The following is a 17,153-nucleotide window of genomic DNA, read 5'->3' as shown; positions in this document are numbered from 1 at the left end:
GCCCGGGGCCGCGCCCCCGCCCGCGCCGCCGCCCCGGGCCCTCTGCCCGCGGGGGGCCCGGGGTACGGCCCCTGTCTCGGGGGCGCGCTCTGCCGGAAGCGCTTCCGGCAGACCGCCCCACTACCGAACGGCGGTTCCGCCGCGTATCAGCGTGTGACGTCGAACGTGGCGGCGCGGGGCACGAACGTCTTGCCCCCGTCCTTGGCCGTCGCCAGTGCCGAGATGTACCAGGTGCCCTTGGGCAGGTCGGCCGTGTCCTGCTTCGTCACCTTCATCGAGTAGACGCAGCGGGCGGTCCCGTCCGAGGTGTTCACGCACTTCGCGCTCTCCGTCCGACGAAGCTCCGCCTCGGTCGGGTCGAGGTGCGAACTCGCGGGCCAGGCAAGGACCTTGAGGCCGCTGATGCCCGAATCGTCGCTCACGTCCACGGTGTAGGTGAACGAGCCGGCGCTGCTGCCGGACGGAGCCGTATAGCGAGCCGATCCGTGCTCCAGGGTCGGTTCCGTGGGGGTCGAGGCCAGGGCGAGGCTGCCGTAGGACGCCGCGCCGACGGCGACCGCGGCGATGAGCGACGAGAAGAGAACGCGCTTGGACATGAGAGATCTCCTTATGTGCGTGGGAAAGCTGGATGGGAAAGCTGGACTGCGTGGAAGAGCCTGGGAGCACCGCTGACAGGGGCGGGCCCACGAGGAGTCGTAGAAGCGGTGGCCGACCGCGTTCTCGATGTGATCGAGCCTATGGCCGGGACCACGGCGCCGTCCTCGCGCTCCAGGACGATTGGCCCGTCGAACCACAGGTAGAGGATCTGCAACCCAGGTAAGAGGCCGTCATCCGCCTCCGGCCCGAGGCGGGACGGGCGCCTTCGGCCATAGCCTCGATCCGACATGAACCGAACCGACGACCGGCTGATCCCGGTCCTGCTGATCTGCGCCCAGGCCGCGGTGTGGCCCGGGGTGCCGCTGCTGCGCGGAGCCGTACCACCCGCGTCCGCTCTTCTCGTGGCGGCCATGGTCGCCGGCGTGGTGACGGCCGCGCTCGTCCTGCGGCGTACCCGCCCGGTGGCCGCCCTGGTCGTCGTCGCCGCCGCCTGCGCGCTGGGCGCCGGGCCGCTGCCCGCCGGGGCGGTGGCGGTGCTCGGGACCGCGGGTGTCGCGCTGGCACTGTTCACCGTGGCGAGCGGACGCGACGCCTTCACCGCCGTGACGTGCGTGGTGGCGCTTGCCGCCTGGCAGCTCCTCCAGGGGATCAGCCTGCACGGACTCAGCGACCGCAACGGGCTCGACATCGTCCTGACCGCACTGCTGTATGCCGCCGCGTGCGGTGCCGGGCTGCTCGTGCGGCGAACCCGTCGCGCACGGCGGGCGGCCGAACAGCTGCTGAAGCGGGCCGAGTTCGAGCGGCACCGGCTTCCCGCGGTCGAACGTCGGCGCATGGAGCGGGAATTGCACGACGTGAGCGCCCACCACCTGACAGCCGTGGTGGTCACGGCGGGGGCCGCCCTCGGGTTGCGCGACCGCCGCCCCGAGCTCGCCGAAGAGGCGCTGGCGTTCGCGGTCGAGACCGGCGGCGAGGTCACCCGCGCACTCGGCGCGGTACGGGCGCCGTCCCCCTCCCAGGGGAGTGCGCCGTCACCGGAGGAACGGCTCCTGGACCTGGTCGCCGGGTTCCGGCGGCTGGACCAGCGGGTGGACTGCGAGATCGCCCCCCTGCCGGAAGGAGCCGTCGCGGACGCGGCGTACGGCATCGTGCGCGAGGCCCTGACCAACGTGGCCCGGTATGCCCCCGGCGCGCATACGAGGGTGCTGTGCCGGTACGGCGACACCCGCACCGACGTCGTGGTCACGAGCACGCGCCCGGCGGCCGGTGCGGTGGCGCACGGTGCGGGACTCGGCGGCGGCCGCGGACAGGGGTTCCTGCGCTCCCGCGCACGGGAGGCGGGCGGCACGGTGCACAGCGGCCCGACAGCTGACGGCGGTTGGGAGGTGCGGGCGGAACTGCCGGGCCGGACGGTCGCGAAGGCGGAGCCGTCCACGCCGAGGGCCTACCGAGCGGCACAGGTGGTGGCGGCGATGGGCCTGGTCCTGCAGCCGCTGCTCCCCGCCCTGGTCATCCGGGCCGAGGACGTGTCGAGCGGAACGCCGTCCGCCGGTGGCCTCTTCGCCCTGCTGGCGGCGGGCCAGGCGATGGCCCTGCTCCGGCTGGGGAAGGCGCCTCGGACGGCGTACGGGATGCTGCTGGGGTCGGCACTGTTGTATCCGGTGGCGATGGCGGTGGGGGACTACGGAGGCCCGGTCCTCCTCCCTCCCGCGCTGAGCCTGTTGGTCACGAGCGCGGCCCTCGCGATGGGGCCGGCCCGGATCGCGACGCCCCGCAAGGGGCGCGGAGCCGTGCCGAAGTCCGGGTCCGCCGCGATGACGGTCCCCCATGCGCGCGGGGGCGACGAGCGCCCGCCGGCCCACGGCCACGTCACGGCCACCCTCCTCACGGTGCTGGTGCACACCGCGGCCGCCACCGCCGCGGTCCTGGACCGGGGTACGGCCGTGCCCGTCTGGGCCGTCGTCGCGGGGACCGCGGTGGGCGCGACCCTCATGGGCATCGCGGCCCACCTCGTCGGACTCCGCCGCGCCCGGCGCCGACGACACGACCGCCTGGCCGACGGCGAACGCTTCGCCGCCTGGACCGAGGAGGCCGTCCGCGACGCGTGGACGGAGCGCCGCCGGATCGCCACCGGTCTCGAAACCACGGTGCTGGCCCGCACCGCCGACATGGTCGCCGACGCGCAGGCGGGCCGGCTCGACGCGACGGCGAACCGCGCCCGCGAGGCCCTGGCCGCGATGCGCGCCCTGCTCGACACCGTCCGGGACGGCGAGACGGAGCCCGGACTGCGGCCACAGCCCACCCTCCAGGCGCTCGACCTCCTCGCCCACCAACTCCGTTCGACCGGGCGCGACATCGAGATACGGGTCACAGAGCGGGTACCTGACCGGCTGCCCATCGCCGTCGACCTGGCCGCCTACCGCGCCGCGGAAACGGTGCTGTCGGCGGGCGGCGAGGAGCCCGCGACGCTCGAACTCGACGTGGCGAAAGATACGCTGACGCTCACGGCCACGGGGGTGCGCCGGGCCGCCGACCCCGCCGTACGGGAACGGCTGGCCACGCGGATCGCGGCGGTCGGCGGCACCCTGACCACCGGCCCGCGAGGGACGGTCCACCTCCGGCTGCCACTCGCCGTCGTGCCGGACAACGAGGAGACACATCGATGAGCCTCAACGTGCTGGTCGCCGACGACCAGGGCATCGTGCGGGCGGGGTTCGCCGCCGTGATCGACGCCGAGGAGGACATGACCGTCGTCGGCGAGGCCGCCGACGGCGCGGCCGCGGTGCGGCTGGCCGAGGAGCTGGCTCCCGACGTGGTCGTCATGGACGTACGCATGCCCGAACTGGACGGCATCGCCGCCACCCGCATCATCACCGGACAGGAGAACGCGCCCCGCGTACTCGTGCTGACCACCTTCGACCTCGACGCGTACGTCTTCGAGGCGCTGCGTGCCGGGGCCTCCGGTTTCCTCCTCAAGGACGTACATCCCTCCCAACTGCTGGACGGCATAAGGCAGGTGGCGGCCGGCGAGAGCGTGCTCGCCCCCTCCGCGACCCGCCGCCTCATCGGCCACTTCGCAGCCGGACCACCCGCCGCGGTCCCGGCCGGGAGCTACCCCGGACTGGACAGCCTGACCGGCAGCCAGCGGGGCGTCCTCACCCTGGTCGCGGCCGGACTCACCAACGCGGAGATCGCCGACCGGCTCGGCATCACCGTGGGCACCGTGAAGTCACACGTGAACGCGCTGCTCCGCAAGCTCGGCCTGCGTGACCGCGTGCAGGCGACGATCCTCGCCTACGACCTCGGCCTCGCCCGCCCGAACCCGCCCGGCACCCCCCTCTGACCATCCAGGCGAACCAAGGAGGTCAATCCCGTGACCGCTACCGATACCCGCCGGTCCGTCCCACGCCGACTGCGCGACCACTTCGGCGTCGTCGGCCTCGTCTACCTCGGGCTCTGCGCCGTCCTGCTCGCGTGGGCACTGGTGGTGACCGCCGTGGACAGCTCGGACGAGTCCATGGCCGGCGTCATCCCCGCTCTCGCGACCGCACCCGGCAGCCTCGTGTTCCTCGTCCTGCCGGACAACGCCGTCATGTTCATCGCCGCCATCGTCTTCGGGGCAGCGGTCAACGCGGCGGTCATCGGCTGGTGCACCCGCGCACTGCGTCGCGGCGGTCGCACGCCCTGAGGGCTGTCAGACGGCCGTGCCGCCCGCATTGCGGATGAACTGCTGAAGCACCTTCAACGTGGTCACGTAGTCGGCGTCTTCGATGTCCTTGTGGAGGACTTCACGGATCGCGGGCGCATTGCGCGCGAGGTCGAGGCGGGCCTGTTCCCCGTCCTCGGTGAGCCACAGACGGTCCTCGGTGTCCCGGGTCAGCCGGCCGCGCTCAAGGAGTACCTCGGCCTCCGCCGCCAGATCGTCCTCCGGCCGGATGTAGGAGGTCATGGCGGCCCGGAGTTCGGGGAGGGTCATTCCCTCGCCGTCGGGTGAGATGTCGTTCTCCGACAGGTTGCGGAGCAGCCAGAACTGGGGCTGGGTGTAGCCCCTTTCCGCTATCTGAGCACGGGTCCGCGCGATCAGCGCCTCGTAGGCGAGACCGGTCCAGTAGGCGGCGGGCTGCCCGGCCAGTTCGGCGTCGGAGATCTGCTGGGTCGTCATGAGGTTGCCCCTCCAGGCGTTTCGGTGCGGAGCCTGCACGCCCCGCGAGCCATGAGGAGACCGTAGAACCTCAAGCATGATTGAGGTCAACTGGGCGAGAGCCCTCAGGAGCTGTCGCCGCGGGCGCGCATCGCCTCGATGCCCGCGATCAGCAGGTCGAGGGCGAAGGTGAAGTCGCGCTCTCGCATCTCCTCCACGGTGTCACCGCCGCGCGCCTCGATCAGGCTCTGCGAGGCCGCCATCAGCTCCTTCAGCTGCGGCTGGGTGCGGATCGTGCCCAGTGCCTGCCGGTAGAACTCGTCCTGGCTGAGTCCCGCGTCCGCGGAACGCTGCACGACATGGCCCTCGATGGTGCCGAACCCGTACACGAACTGGAAGACCGCCGACATCGCGCCCGTCTGATGCCTGAGCGGCAGCCCGGTGGCCCGGACGGCGTCCTGCATGGCGTACGAGAACAGCAGCGAGTGCGGGCCGATGTTCAGGAAGTTACCGGCCAGCGCGGACGCCCAGGTGTGCCGGACGAGCATGCTCCGGTAACTGGTGGCCAGTTCGCGCAGCCGGTCGCGCCAGTCGGAGTCCGCGCGCGGGGGCCCGATCTCGGCGAAGACCGAGTCCAGGGCCAGTTCCAGCAGGTCGTCCTTGGTGTCGACGTACCAGTAGAGGGACATCGCCGTCACGTTCAGCTCGGCGGCCAGACGACGCATGGAGAACTTGGCGAGGCCCTCGGCGTCCAGCAGCCGGACCGACGCCGCCGTGATCCTCTCCCGGTCGAGGCCGGCCGGCTGATCGGACTTCCGGCTGCGCGTCCGTGACCTGCTGTCGAGCCACACACTGGTCCTGGCAGGGTTCTTCACGCGATCGGCCGCGGACACCATGGTGCACTCCCTCGTCTCGCCGGCGGGACGAACCGGATACGTACCCCATTCCCACTCCGCGTCCAAAAACCGGAGTCGTACGGTCCGCAACGTCCCGCCCGATGCTATGCCGCCGCCGCGGCAGTATCAGCCTGCGCCGATTCTCCCCGCTCCGCACGGCGCAGCAGCACCGCGGCCAGCAGTCCGCCCACCAGCACCGCCACCGCACCGGTCAGCTGGCTCGCCTCCAGGCCGGAGGCGAAGGCGTCCGTGATGCGCTGCCGCTCCCCCGCGCCGCTCGCGGCGGCCAGCGCGGCGGGCAGCGAGGCGGCGCCCACGGCCGTCGGGACGAGAGCGGAGAACCGGGAGTTCAGCACCGCGCCGAGCACCGCGACCCCGAGGCCGTTGCCGCATTCCGCGAGAGTGCCGTTGACCCCGGCGCCTACGCCCGCCTTCTCCGGCGGGATCGCGCTCATGATCGCGTTGGCCATGGCGGGCGCGGCGAGCGAGATGCCCGCGCCCATCACGACCAGCCCGAACAGCAGGCCCCCGTAACCGCTGCCGCCGAGCAGCGCGATCGAGGCCAGACCGGCGGCGAGCAGCCCCATCCCGGAGGCGATGGTGACGGGCGTGCCGAGCCTGGGCAGCAGCCGGGCGCCCAGTCCGGCGAGGTTGAGCACGATGACGCTCACCGCCAGCGGAGCCGTCCGCAGACCGGCCTCCAGCGGCCCGTAACCGAGGACGAACTGGAGCTGCTGGGTGAGCAGGAACAGCGAGCCGCCCATCCCGAACGCGACCAGGATCGCGCCCGCGACCGCGCCGACGAACCGCTGGTTCCGGAAGAAGTGCATGTCCAGCATCGGATACGGGATGTGCAGCTCCCAGAGCACGAATCCGGTGAGGACGGCGACCCCGGTGAACGCGGTCAGCAGCACCTGACCGGAGGTCCAGCCGTGCCCGGGACCGGAGATGATCGCGTAGACGACCGAGGCCATGCCGATGGTGGAGAGCAGCGCGCCGAGCAGGTCGGGGCGGTCCCCGGTACCGCTCCTGGACTCCGGCACCAGCCGCGCCACGGCCACCAGCCCGAGCACCGCGACCGGGATGTTGACCAGGAAGATCGCGCCCCACCAGAAGTGGTCGAGCATGACCCCGCCGATCAGCGGGCCGACCGCGAATCCGAACGAGCCGACGGTCGACCAGATGCCGATCGCCTTCACCCGCTCGGTGTCGTCGAAGATCTGGACGACGACGGCCAGCGTGGTCGTCATCAGGAGCGCCCCGCCGATGCCCATCCCGGCCCGTGCGGCGATCAGTTGCGCGGAGGTCTGGGCGAGCCCGGCCACCAGCGAACCGATGCCGAAGAGGGCGAGCCCGGCGATCAGCATCTTCTTGCGGCCGTAGCGGTCGGCCGAACTCCCGGCGGTCAGCAGCAGGCCCGACTGGACGAGCGAGTAGGCGTTGATCATCCACTGCACATCGGCGGTGGAGGCGTTCAGTTCGCGGGTGAGCGAGGGGATCGCGATGTTGAGGACGGTGTTGTCGAGTACGACGGTGAGCTGGGCGAGGCAGATGACTCCGAGGATCAGCCAGCGCTGCGGATGGCTCGTCTGCGAGAGGTGGTTCTGCTCGGCGGCGGACGCCGTCATTCGGACTCCCGGGCGTTCGGTCGTGGGTGTTCGGTCAGGGCGTTCGATCAGGTCCCTATACGGTGTACAGGGAATCGGTTGTACACCGTATAGCTACCCTTTCGCGGCCTACAACCGACTTTCCCGCGGTACGGTGCCGATCGCTGATCCGACAAGGGCTGGAGTGATATGTCACTGCGTCGTCGTACGGTGGAAGTCCTGCTTGCAGCAGGCCTGTTGGGGGCGGCGCTCGCGCCCCCTGCGACGGCCGCCGGGCACGGTCAGGAGCGCTCTGTGCCCCTGCGTGTCGCCACGTACAACATCCACGCGGGTGCGGGCATGGACAACGTATTCGATCTCGACCGGCAGGTGGCCGAGCTCCGCTCGTTGCACGCGGACGTCATCGGGCTCCAGGAGGTCGACGTCCACTGGGACGCGCGCAGCGAGTGGCGGGACCTCGCGGGCGAGCTGGGCCGGCGGCTCGGCATGCGGGTGTCGTTCGCCCCGATCTACAGCCTCGATCCGACGACGCCCGGGGCGCCGCGCCGCGAGTTCGGGGTGGCGGTGCTGTCCCGGTACCGCGTCGTCGCCGCCGAGAACCACGACATCACCCGGCTCTCCACCCAGGACCCGAACCCCGTACCGGCCCCCGGGCCCGGCTTCGGTGAGGTGGTGCTGCGGGTGAAGGGGCTGCCCGTGCACGTCTACGCGACGCACCTCGACTACCGCGGCGACCCGTCCGTACGGATCGCCCAGGTGGCCGACACCCGCCGGATCATGGCCGAGGACCGGAAGGAGGAGCGGGGTCCAGTGCGGCAGATCCTGCTCGGCGACTTCAACGCGGCCCCGGCCGCTCCGGAGCTGGCCCCGCTGTGGGAGGAGCTGACGGACGTCGAACCGGGCGCCCCGACCTTCCCGGCCGAGGACCCGGTGCAGCGGATCGACTACGTGGCGGTGTCCAGGGACACGGTCCGGGTGCGCGACGCGGCGGTGGCCGAGACTCTCGCCTCCGACCACCGCCCCGTCGTCGCGGACCTGCTGCTGCGGCGCTGAGCCTCAGCCGGCACTCTCCGTCTCCGGCCGGGTCAGGTCGTAGAAGGTGGCGCTGCCCACGGTGACCTTCTTGAAGTTGGCCTCCACCCAGGCGGAGATCTTCGACGAGGTACCGCTGTCGCCGCCCATGCCACCCATGCCGCCGCCGCCGCTGGAGATGAAGTAGTGGATGCGGCCGTCCTCGACGTACTTCTTGAACTGGGAGAGCGTCGGGGACGGGTCGCTGCCGTTGAACCCGCCGATCGCCATCACCGGGTCACCGGTGGCGAGCTGGTAGCTGGCGGCGTTCTGCGAGCCGATGGCCGCGGCGCTCCAGGTGTAGTCGTCGGCGTTGGCCGTCAGCAGCTTCCTGGCCGCCGCGTCGACGGACGCGCCGTTGAGCAGCCCGCCCATACCGCCACCGCCACCGCGGAAGCGTTCCCCCGCGCCGGGCATACCGGGCATACCGCCGGGCTGCTGCCCGCCGCCCGTGGACGGCATCCCCGCGCCCGTGCCCGTACCCGTACCTGCGCCTGTACCCGGCTGGTTGCCGGTCGGGGGCCGCATTGCACCGCCGGGACCGCCACCGGGGCCGCCGCCGGGACCGCCGCCAGGTCCGCCCCGGCCGCCACCGCCGCCGAATCCGCCCATCCCGCCGGCGGACGGGCCGGCCGTCACGATGGAGCCCTGGTGCCCGGTGTTCAGGGTGTTCAGGGTGTACGCGACCGGCCCGGCCAGTGAGGCGGCGAAGCCCAGCCCCACCGCGACGAGCGCCAGTTGACGCCCCAGCCGGGCGGCGAACAGCAGGCCGACCGCGCCCAGCAGCCCGGCGGCCAGGACCGCCGTACGCAGCCACGGCAGGTAGTCCGGGGCCCGCCCCAGCAGCACGTACGCCCACCACGCCGTCACCGCCACCGTCAGCGCGAGCGTCGCCCCCGCCCACCAGCGGGACCGTTCCTCCCACAGCACCGAGACGCCCATGCCGATCAGCGCCGCGATGTAGGGGACCAGGGCCACCGTGTAGTACTGGTGGAAGATCCCGGCCATGAAGCTGAACACGCCCGCCGTCATCAGCAGCGAGCTGCCCCAGGCGAGGAAGGCCGCCCGGACCGGGTCCGTCCTCTTCGCCCGCCGGGTCAGCCACACGCCCGCGGCCAGCAGGATCAGCGCGGCGGGCAGCAGCCAGGAGATCTGGCTGCCGATCTCGGAATTGAACATCCGGCCGATCCCGGTCTCGCCCCACTGACCGCCCGCGCCGCCACCGGGACCGCCCCCGCCGCCGACGCTGCCGGTCTCGTCGCCGTTGATCCTGCCGAGTCCGTTGTAGCCGAAGGTCAGTTCAAGGAACGAGTTGTTCTGCGAGCCGCCGATGTACGGGCGCGAGGAGGCGGGCCACAGCTCGACGATCGCCACCCACCAGCCGCCCGCGACCAGCATCGCCAGCGCCGAGAGCCCCAGCTGGCCGAACCTCCTGCGTACGGAGACCGGCGCGAAAACCGCGTACAGCACCGCCAGCGGCGGCAGGATCAAGAAGGCCTGGAGCGTCTTGGACAGGAACGCCAGACCGACCGCGACACCCGCCCAGACCAGCCACTTGGTGCGGCCGTCCTCCATCGCGCGCAGCACGCAGTAGACGGTCACGGTCATCAGCAGCGCGAGCAGCGCGTCCGGGTTGTTGAAGCGGAACATCAGCGCGGCGACGGGCGTCAGCGCGAACACCGCCATGGTGATGAGCCCCGCGGCGGCGGTGAAGCGGCGCCGTACGGAGGCGTACAGCACCCCGGCCGTCGCGACGCCCATCAGCACCTGCGGGAACAGGATCGCCCAGGAGCCGAGGCCGAACACCCGCACCGACAGGGCCATCGGCCACAGGGTCGCCGGGGGCTTGTCGACGGTGATGGCGTTGGCCGAGTCCAGCGAGCCGAAGAAGAAGGCCTTCCAGCTCCGGCTGCCGGCCTGCGCGGCGGCGGAGTAGAAGGAGTTGGCGTAACCGGAGGCGCTGAGGTTCCACAGGTAGGCCGCTGTGATGACAAGCAGCATGCAGAGGAAGGCGGGCCGCGCCCAGCTGGGGTCCTCCGGGCGGCCCCGCCAGGCGCGGCGCACCAGCGAGCGGCCGGGGGACGGGTGGCCCGCCGCGCTCCGGGGCGGTGCCGGGAGATGGTCGAGCGTGGTCATCGGGCGTTCCTCAGTTCGTGGTGGTTGGCGTCGTCGGGACCGGCGGACGGGCGGGGCGCGTCGCCGCTCCGGTCACCGCCCCTGTCACCGCCCCGGTCGCGGTCCGGGAAGACCCAGGCGCGGAAGAGCAGGAAGCGCAGTACGGTAGCCGCGAGATTGGCCGCGATCAGCACGGCGAGTTCGGTGGAGTGGGACGGCGATCCGGAGGCCGCGCCCAGGGCGGCCAGCGAGCCGCTGGTCAGAGCGAGGCCGATGGCGAAGACCACGAGCCCCTGAGCCTGGTGGCGTACGGCCCCGCCCCGGCCGCGTACGCCGAAGGTGAGCCTCCGGTTGGCCGACGTATTGGCGACGGCGGAGACCAGCAGCGCGCCGCCGTTGGCCGACTGCGGCCCGACGCCCAGCCGGAAGAGCGAGTACAGGCCCAGGTAGAAGAGGGTCGAGAGGGCCCCCACGACACAGAACCCGACCAGCTGCCTGGCCAGTCCGCGCGGTACCCCGCCGATCCCCCGGTCGCGCGGGTCGTCGCCGAAGGGCCGGGCCAGCCGGTCCAGCGGCAGCGCGCCGACGGCCAGCGCCCGCCCGACGCGCCAGACGCCCTTCAGGTCCTCGGTCGCGGTCCGCACGATGTGGACGGTCGAATCGGGGTCGTCCACCCAGTCGACCGGCACCTCGTGGATGCGCAGCCCGGCCCGCTCCGCGAGCACCAGCAGCTCGGTGTCGAAGAACCAGCCGGTGTCCTCGACCATCGGCAGCAGCCGCTGCGCGACCTCGCGGCGGATCGCCTTGAACCCGCACTGCGCGTCGCTGAACCGGGCGGCGAGCGACGAGCGCAGGATGATGTTGTACGCCCGCGAGATGAACTCCCGCTTCGTCCCCCGCACCACCCGCGAACTGCGGGCGAGACGCGAGCCGATGGCCAGGTCCGAGTGGCCGGAGATCAGCGGGGCGACCAGCGGGAGCAGCGCGTTCAGGTCGGTGGAGAGGTCCACGTCCATGTAGGCGAGGACCGGCGCGTCGGAGTGCGACCAGACGGTCCGCAGGGCCCGCCCCCGCCCCTTCTCCTCCAGCCGGTACGACCGCACCCCGGGAAGCGTCCGCGCGAGCCGCCGCGCCACCTCCGGTGTCCGGTCGGTGCTCGCGTTGTCCGCGACGGTGATCCGGAAGGCGTACGGGAAGGTGCGCGCGAGATGGTCGTGCAGCCGCAGCACGCACGGTTCGAGGTCCTTCTCCTCGTTGTAGACGGGTACCACCACATCGAGGACGGGGGCACCTGCCGCATCGGCCTCGCCCGCCAGGAGGTGGTCCCGGGCCGGCAGGGCGCTCCAGGGAGTGTCGGTTCGCATGGCACCGACACTCGCCAACCGCCCTGTCACGCCTGTGTGCTGAGCCTGTGGTCGCGCTGTGAGTGGAACGGTTTCGCGTCCGCGCGGACCGGTTCCACCGGCAGATGGACGGCGAACACCGTGTCGCCCGGCACCGAACGCACCTCGACGAGACCGTCGTGCGCGGCGACGACGGCCTGCACGATGGCGAGCCCGAGCCCCGTCGACCCGGCGTGCCGGGAGCGCGAGGCGTCCCCGCGCGCGAACCGCTCGAAGACGTGCGGCAGCAGCTCCGGCGGGATGCCGGGCCCGTCGTCGCAGACCTCCAGCGTCACCCGGGAACTCCCGTCCCCCGCCCGCACCCTGGCCGTGACCGTCGTCCCGGGCGGGGTGTGCGTACGGGCGTTGGCCAGCAGGTTGACCAGCACCTGCTGGATCCTGGTCGGGTCCGCCCGTACGGTCGCGGGCGTCTCGGGCAGGTCGAGGCGCCAGTGGTGGGCCGGGCCCGGGTCGCCCGGTCCGGGGGCCGTCCCGCCCGCGGCCCTGGCATCGCTCACCGCGTCCACGACGAGCGGTGAGAGATCGGTGCTCTCGTAACTGAGCGGCCGTCCGGCGTCGAGCCGGGCGAGCAGCAGCAGATCCTCCACCATGCCCGTCATGCGTTCCGCCTCCGACTCGATCCGGCCCAGCGCGTGCCGGGTGTCGGGGCCGGTGTCCTCGCGGCCGCGCCGGGTCAGTTCGGCGTATCCCCGGATCGAGGCGAGCGGGGTGCGCAGCTCGTGGCTGGCGTCCGCGACGAACCGGCGGACCCGCATCTCGCTCTTCTGCCGCGCGTCCAGGGCCGAACCGACGTGGCCCAGCATCCGGTTGAGGGCCGCGCCGACCTGGCCGACCTCGGTACGCGGATCGGCCTCCGCCCCCGGGACCCGCTCGAACAGGGCGACCTCGCCGCTGTGCAGCGGTATCTCGGAGACCCGGGTCGCGGTCGCGGCCACCCGGCGCAGCGGGCGCAGGGCGACCGTGACCATGGCGGCGCCCGCGATCCCGGCGGCGACGAGCCCGGCCGCGGTCACGCAGACCTCGACGAGGATCAGGGTGCTGAGCGCCTTGCTCACCTCGGCGGTGGGGATGCCCACGAGCACGGTCGTGCCGTCGCTCATGAGGACGGCCTCCACCCGGTAGCCGCCGAGGCCGGGCAGCTCGACATCGTGCGCGTGCCGGTCCGCGCGGACCCCGGCCGACTCCAGGACGTCCCTCTGGGCGCCGGTCAGCGGCTCGTTGCTCGGCTGCGCCTCCGGCCGGCCCGCCTTCACGACCAGCGAGGAGGTGACGGCCCCGTCCTTGAGGACGGCGCCGAACGTCTTGAGCGGCTGGCCGCCGACCCCTATGAAGCCCAGCGGCTGCTTGTTCTTGAGCCCGCCCGGAACACCCGGAACACCCGGAACGGGCGCTCCGGGCAGGTGCTCGGCCCGGAGCGCGATATCGCGCAGCTGGTCGTCGAGCTTCCCGTACATGTAGCTGTGGAAGGCGATGGCGGTGACCGAGCCGATGACGGCCGCGACGACCGCGATCAGCGACACCGCGGAGACGACGAGCCGGGTCCGCAGCGTCCACGGCCGGCCCGTACGGCTACTCACCGGGCTTGATGAGATACCCCGCCCCGCGCCGGGTGTGGATCATCGGCGTCCGGCCCGCGTCGATCTTCTTGCGCAGGTAGGAGATGTACAGCTCGACGACGTTGGCCTGGCCGCCGAAGTCGTAGTTCCAGACCCGGTCCAGGATCTGAGCCTTGCTCAGCACCCGGCGCGGGTTGCGCATCAGGAATCGCAGCAGCTCGAACTCGGTGGCCGTGAGGTGGATGTTGGCACCGCCCCGGCTCACCTCATGGCTGTCCTCGTCCAGCAGCAGGTCCCCGACGGCGAGCGTCGACTCGCTGCGCACCGCCGCCGTGCCCGAGCGCCGGATCAGCCCGCGCAGCCGCGCCACGACCTCCTCCAGGCTGAACGGCTTCGTGACGTAGTCGTCGCCGCCCGCCGTGAGCCCGGCGATCCGGTCCTCGACGGAGTCCCGCGCGGTCAGGAACAGCACCGGTACGTCCGAGAGCTCCCGGCGCAGCCTGCCGAGGACGGAGAGCCCGTCCGTGTCGGGAAGCATCACATCGAGGACCACCGCGTCGGGCCTGAAGTCACGGGCGGTACGCACGGCACCGGCACCGTCCCCCGCGCTGCGCACCTCCCAGCCCTCGTAGCGCAGCGCCATGGAGAGCAGCTCGGCGAGCGGAGCCTCGTCGTCCACGACCAGGACCCGGACGGGGCTGTGGTCCGGCCTGAGCAGTTCGGTACGCCCCTGGGGCGAGGTCGTCGTCGTCATGGCCCCACCCTGTGAGACGCCCCTGAGAGAGTTCTTTTCCGATTCTGTGAATTCCCTGAGAAAGCCCGCGAACCGCGAAGGCCGGTGACGGCCGGCTCAGCAGTCGAACAACGCCTTCGCGTTGTCGTGGCAGACCGCCCGCAGCCAGTCGTCCCCGAGCTCCAGCCGCTCCAGGGCGTGCAGCTGGTGGGCGTAGGGGTACGGGATGTTCGGGAAGTCCGTCCCCAGCAGGATCCGGTCCCCGAGCGCCGCCAGCCGTCCCCGTTCCACGGCCGGGAACGGGGTGAAGCCCTCGGTGAAGTCGGTGAACGCCATCGTCGTGTCGAGCCGCACCCGCGGGTACGCCTCCGCGAGCGCCAGGAACTCCGCGTACTCCGGCATCCCCATGTGCGCCACGATCAGCGGCAGCCGGGGATGCCTGGCGAGCAGCCGGCCCACCGGCTCTGGCCCGGTGTGCTTCCCCGGGGCGGGCCCGGACCCGCAGTGCATGACGACCGGGACGCCCGCCTCCGCGAGCAGCCCCCACACGGGGTCCAGCAGCGGATCGTTCGGGTCGTACGCCCCTACCTGGAGGTGCGACTTGAAGACCCGCGCGCCCCCTTCGAGGGCCTGCGTCACGTACGCCTCCACGCCCTCCTCCGGGAAGAACGTGGCGGTGTGCAGACAGTCGGGCACCCGCTCCGCGAACCCGGCCGCCCAGCCGTTCAGCCAGGCCGCCATGCCCGCCTTGTGCGGGTAGAGCATCGAGGTGAACCGGAGCACGCCGAACGAACGCAGCAGCGCGAGCCGTTCGTCCTCGTCCTGCCGGTAGGTGATCGGCCACTCCATCCCGGTCAGCGGCCCGACGGCGTCGAAGTAGGCCCAGACCTTGCGCAGCACCTTCTCCGGCATGAAGTGCGTGTGGACGTCGATGAGTCCGGGCAGCCCGAGCCGCTCCCAGAACCGCACCACGTCATCGCGTTCGTCAGCCATACGCTCCTCCTCGGATCGCCCCGACGATCTCAGAACAGCCCGTCCTGTGAGACACCGCCCCCGACGCCGGTGGTCGGCACACTCACCCCGGCCCCCGGGCCGGCGGCCGCCAGCGCCCAGCCGGTCATCAGCCGGGTATCCACGACGACGGCACCGTCCGCAGCGGTCTCCAGGTGCAGATCCGGCCCGGCCGCCGCGACCAGCCGCCCCGCGACCGCGCCGCCCCCCACCAGCCCGGTCACCACCCGAACGAGGCCACCGTCGCGGTCGCCATCACCGGCTTCCGCCCCCGCCCCGATCCCGAAGATCCCCGCATGGTCGACGGCCTCGAACGGCAGCCGCTCCAGCGCCTCCGGCCAGCCGCCCCCGTCGAGCGCCACGGCCCGCCCGTACAGCTCGGCCACCTCACCGGCCCGCTCCTCCGCCCCCGGCAGCCGCGCCCGCTCCGCCCGCTTCCGCGCGTACGGAATCCGGTCCGGCACCCCGAGCGCGGCCCGCAGCAGCTCCTCTGCCCGGCGCGCCGCCATCAGCGGACCGCGCCCCAGCCAGCTGAAGACCACCGCCCCCTGCTCCCGCAGCCGGGCCGCGCCGCGCTCCTCCGCGGTGATCCCCACCTTCACCATTGCGGGCCCGAACCAGGCCAGGTACACGCGGTAGGTGCGCGGGTCATCGGGAATGGTGTCGGCCGCCACGGAGTGCGCCCGGTCCAGCCGCCCGCACTCGGGACACCGGCCCCCGGTGCTCCGGGCGGGCACCACGGCCCCCACCGGACACGCGTTCCCCCGCGCCCCGGCGCAGCCGCGTACCCCCTCGGCACGGAACCCGAACGCGCTCCCGTACGCCAGCACGCTCCCCCGGACCTCGCGCCCCTTCCGCCACCCGAGCACGGGACCGCCCCGTTCCTCCGGCCACCGGAGCCCGGTGCACTGCCATTCCATGCGAGGAACCCTACGACCGGTCACTGACACCGGGCGCGGGCACCGGACACCGGCACCGGGCGCGGGTCTAGGATTCGGGCCATGCCACTGAGCGCGAGCGACGTCGAGCGGTTCGAGGCCTCAAGGCATCGCCTGGAGGCCATCGCCTACCGTCTCCTCGGTTCCGCGAGCGAGGCGGAGGACGCCGTGCAGGACACGTTCCTGCGTTGGCAGGCCGCCGATGTCGGCCGTATCGAGGTCCCCGAGGCGTGGCTGACGAAGGTCCTCACCAACCTGTGCCTCAACCAGCTCACCTCGGCCCGCGCCCGGCGCGAGACCTACGTGGGCCAGTGGCTGCCGGAACCGCTGCTCGCCGGGGACGCGATGCTCGGCCCCGCCGCCACCGCGGAACAGCGCGAATCGGTCTCGTACGCGGTGCTCGTCCTCATGGAACGCCTCTCCCCCAACGAGCGGGCCGTGTACGTGCTCCGGGAGGCCTTCGGCTACCGGCACCGCGAGATCGCGGAGATCCTGGACCTCACCGAAGCCTCCTGCCAGCAGATCCTGCACCGCGCCAAGAAGCACGTCGCAGACGGCAGGACCCGCACCGAGGTCGACGGGGCGACCGCCCGGCGGATCGTCGGGGAGTTCCTCGCCGCCGCCACCAGCGGCCGGACCGAGCCACTCGTGCGGCTGCTCACCGAGGACGCCGTCTCCGTCGGTGACGGCGGCGGGAAGGTCCCGGCCCGCGCCAAGGCGTTCGAGGGCGCCGTCGCGGTCGCCACGTTCATGCGGGGACTGTTCAAGCCCGGCAAGGCCAAGCGCGCCCTGGTCGGCGGCTCGCCCGAGGTCCACGTCACGACCGCCAACGGCGCCCCCGCCATCGTGGCGGTCTTCGAGGGCCGGATCATCGGGATCATGTGCCTGGAGATCACCACGGAGGGCATCACCGCGATCCTCAACCAGGTCAACCCGGACAAGCTCGAACGCGCGACCCGGCACTGGGCGGCCGCGGGCGACCACGGAGACCCCCTGTTCACCGCCTTCTAGCACCATATGTGACCCACATCACACCTCTCCCTGTCAGGAAACGGCGGGCCGCCCGGTTCACGGGGCGAACCCGC

15 protein-coding genes are annotated in these 17,153 nt (G+C 72.4%); 5 read left to right on the top strand and 10 right to left on the bottom strand.

The genetic code is table 11. The features are described from left to right. Positions 1-146: 146 nt before the first annotated feature. Positions 147-596 carry a DUF5707 domain-containing protein gene (locus ACFVQ0_RS16860; protein WP_390088650.1) on the bottom strand — a complete coding sequence of 150 codons (450 nt, stop codon included), beginning with the start codon at positions 594-596 and terminating at the stop codon, positions 147-149. Between the two features lie 288 nt (positions 597-884). On the opposite strand from ACFVQ0_RS16860, the gene ACFVQ0_RS16855 reads away from it, so the two are divergent. The 3 genes from ACFVQ0_RS16855 to ACFVQ0_RS16845 are packed head-to-tail and all read left to right on the top strand — an operon-like array spanning position 885 to position 4,285. Further along, positions 885-3,263 carry a histidine kinase gene (locus ACFVQ0_RS16855; RefSeq protein WP_390088649.1) on the top strand — a complete coding sequence of 793 codons (2,379 nt, stop codon included), beginning with the start codon at positions 885-887 and terminating at the stop codon, positions 3,261-3,263. Then, on the top strand, positions 3,260-3,940 hold the full coding sequence (locus ACFVQ0_RS16850; protein WP_390088647.1) for a response regulator: 681 nt from the start codon (positions 3,260-3,262) through the stop codon (positions 3,938-3,940). Before ACFVQ0_RS16855 ends, ACFVQ0_RS16850 begins: the two co-directional genes overlap by 4 nt. A 30-nt stretch (positions 3,941-3,970) precedes the next feature. Continuing rightward, the gene (locus ACFVQ0_RS16845) at positions 3,971-4,285 is read left to right on the top strand and encodes an SCO4225 family membrane protein (RefSeq protein WP_390088645.1); all 315 of its coding nucleotides are present in this window, start codon (positions 3,971-3,973) and stop codon (positions 4,283-4,285) included. 6 nt (positions 4,286-4,291) lie between these two features. On the opposite strand, the gene ACFVQ0_RS16840 is transcribed toward ACFVQ0_RS16845, so the two are convergent. From ACFVQ0_RS16840 to ACFVQ0_RS16830, 3 genes are all read right to left on the bottom strand, one after another. Beyond that, positions 4,292-4,759, bottom strand: coding sequence for a MarR family transcriptional regulator (locus tag ACFVQ0_RS16840; RefSeq protein ID WP_390088643.1), 468 nt, complete (start codon positions 4,757-4,759; stop codon positions 4,292-4,294). Between the two features lie 104 nt (positions 4,760-4,863). After that, entirely contained in the window at positions 4,864-5,634 is a 771-nt protein-coding gene (locus ACFVQ0_RS16835; RefSeq protein ID WP_390088641.1) for a TetR/AcrR family transcriptional regulator, read from the bottom strand. A 104-nt stretch (positions 5,635-5,738) separates the two neighbouring features. After that, positions 5,739-7,262 (bottom strand): MFS transporter, encoded by a 1,524-nt coding sequence (locus tag ACFVQ0_RS16830; protein WP_390088639.1) that lies wholly within the window; start codon positions 7,260-7,262, stop codon positions 5,739-5,741. Positions 7,263-7,430: 168 nt separating this feature from the next. On the opposite strand from ACFVQ0_RS16830, the gene ACFVQ0_RS16825 reads away from it, so the two are divergent. Continuing rightward, a complete protein-coding gene (locus ACFVQ0_RS16825) occupies positions 7,431-8,294 on the top strand; it encodes an endonuclease/exonuclease/phosphatase family protein (protein ID WP_390088637.1) in 864 nt (287 codons plus the stop codon). 3 nt (positions 8,295-8,297) lie between these two features. Here the strand turns inward: ACFVQ0_RS16825 and ACFVQ0_RS16820 are convergent, their stop codons facing one another. The 6 genes from ACFVQ0_RS16820 to ACFVQ0_RS16795 form a co-directional block, all read right to left on the bottom strand. Then, complete coding sequence (locus tag ACFVQ0_RS16820; RefSeq protein WP_390088635.1) at positions 8,298-10,448, bottom strand: ArnT family glycosyltransferase; 2,151 nt, start codon at positions 10,446-10,448, stop codon at positions 8,298-8,300. Beyond that, a complete protein-coding gene (locus ACFVQ0_RS16815) occupies positions 10,445-11,791 on the bottom strand; it encodes a glycosyltransferase (protein ID WP_390088633.1) in 1,347 nt (448 codons plus the stop codon). The genes ACFVQ0_RS16820 and ACFVQ0_RS16815 overlap by 4 nt, the downstream gene beginning before the upstream one ends. A gap of 26 nt (positions 11,792-11,817) precedes the next feature. Next, complete coding sequence (locus ACFVQ0_RS16810) at positions 11,818-13,407, bottom strand: sensor histidine kinase (protein ID WP_390088631.1); 1,590 nt, start codon at positions 13,405-13,407, stop codon at positions 11,818-11,820. Beyond that, on the bottom strand, positions 13,400-14,140 hold the full coding sequence (locus ACFVQ0_RS16805; protein ID WP_311304338.1) for a response regulator transcription factor: 741 nt from the start codon (positions 14,138-14,140) through the stop codon (positions 13,400-13,402). Before ACFVQ0_RS16805 ends, ACFVQ0_RS16810 begins: the two co-directional genes overlap by 8 nt. A 96-nt stretch (positions 14,141-14,236) precedes the next feature. Beyond that, positions 14,237-15,112 (bottom strand): amidohydrolase family protein, encoded by an 876-nt coding sequence (locus ACFVQ0_RS16800; RefSeq protein WP_390088628.1) that lies wholly within the window; start codon positions 15,110-15,112, stop codon positions 14,237-14,239. Positions 15,113-15,141: 29 nt separating this feature from the next. Next, entirely contained in the window at positions 15,142-16,050 is a 909-nt protein-coding gene (locus tag ACFVQ0_RS16795; RefSeq protein WP_390088625.1) for a DUF2797 domain-containing protein, read from the bottom strand. An 81-nt stretch (positions 16,051-16,131) separates the two neighbouring features. Here ACFVQ0_RS16795 and ACFVQ0_RS16790 point away from each other — a divergent pair, with 81 nt between their 5' ends. Then, entirely contained in the window at positions 16,132-17,079 is a 948-nt protein-coding gene (locus tag ACFVQ0_RS16790) for an RNA polymerase sigma-70 factor (protein WP_390088623.1), read from the top strand. Positions 17,080-17,153: the final 74 nt, after the last annotated feature.

The sequence above is a fragment of the Streptomyces sp. NPDC057900 genome (genome assembly GCF_042887885.1).
Taxonomy (GTDB): Bacteria; Actinomycetota; Actinomycetes; order Streptomycetales; family Streptomycetaceae; genus Streptomyces.
The sequence above is the reverse complement of the archived record's forward strand: the minus strand, read 5'-3'. Positions and strand labels throughout refer to the sequence as shown.

Bases quoted from the DNA above. Each gene is read 5' to 3' on its own strand.
- ACFVQ0_RS16805 (WP_311304338.1), bottom strand. From the start codon at position 14,140: ATGACGACGACGACCTCGCCCCAGGGGCGTACCGAACTGCTCAGGCCG.
- ACFVQ0_RS16795 (WP_390088625.1), bottom strand. From the start codon at position 16,050: ATGGAATGGCAGTGCACCGGGCTCCGGTGGCCGGAGGAACGGGGCGGT.
- ACFVQ0_RS16815 (WP_390088633.1), bottom strand. From the start codon at position 11,791: ATGCGAACCGACACTCCCTGGAGCGCCCTGCCGGCCCGGGACCACCTC.
- ACFVQ0_RS16840 (WP_390088643.1), bottom strand. From the start codon at position 4,759: ATGACGACCCAGCAGATCTCCGACGCCGAACTGGCCGGGCAGCCCGCC.
- ACFVQ0_RS16850 (WP_390088647.1), top strand. From the start codon at position 3,260: ATGAGCCTCAACGTGCTGGTCGCCGACGACCAGGGCATCGTGCGGGCG.
- ACFVQ0_RS16860 (WP_390088650.1), bottom strand. From the start codon at position 596: ATGTCCAAGCGCGTTCTCTTCTCGTCGCTCATCGCCGCGGTCGCCGTC.
- ACFVQ0_RS16855 (WP_390088649.1), top strand. From the start codon at position 885: ATGAACCGAACCGACGACCGGCTGATCCCGGTCCTGCTGATCTGCGCC.
- ACFVQ0_RS16825 (WP_390088637.1), top strand. From the start codon at position 7,431: ATGTCACTGCGTCGTCGTACGGTGGAAGTCCTGCTTGCAGCAGGCCTG.
- ACFVQ0_RS16820 (WP_390088635.1), bottom strand. From the start codon at position 10,448: ATGACCACGCTCGACCATCTCCCGGCACCGCCCCGGAGCGCGGCGGGC.
- ACFVQ0_RS16790 (WP_390088623.1), top strand. From the start codon at position 16,132: ATGCCACTGAGCGCGAGCGACGTCGAGCGGTTCGAGGCCTCAAGGCAT.
- ACFVQ0_RS16800 (WP_390088628.1), bottom strand. From the start codon at position 15,112: ATGGCTGACGAACGCGATGACGTGGTGCGGTTCTGGGAGCGGCTCGGG.
- ACFVQ0_RS16830 (WP_390088639.1), bottom strand. From the start codon at position 7,262: ATGACGGCGTCCGCCGCCGAGCAGAACCACCTCTCGCAGACGAGCCAT.
- ACFVQ0_RS16835 (WP_390088641.1), bottom strand. From the start codon at position 5,634: ATGGTGTCCGCGGCCGATCGCGTGAAGAACCCTGCCAGGACCAGTGTG.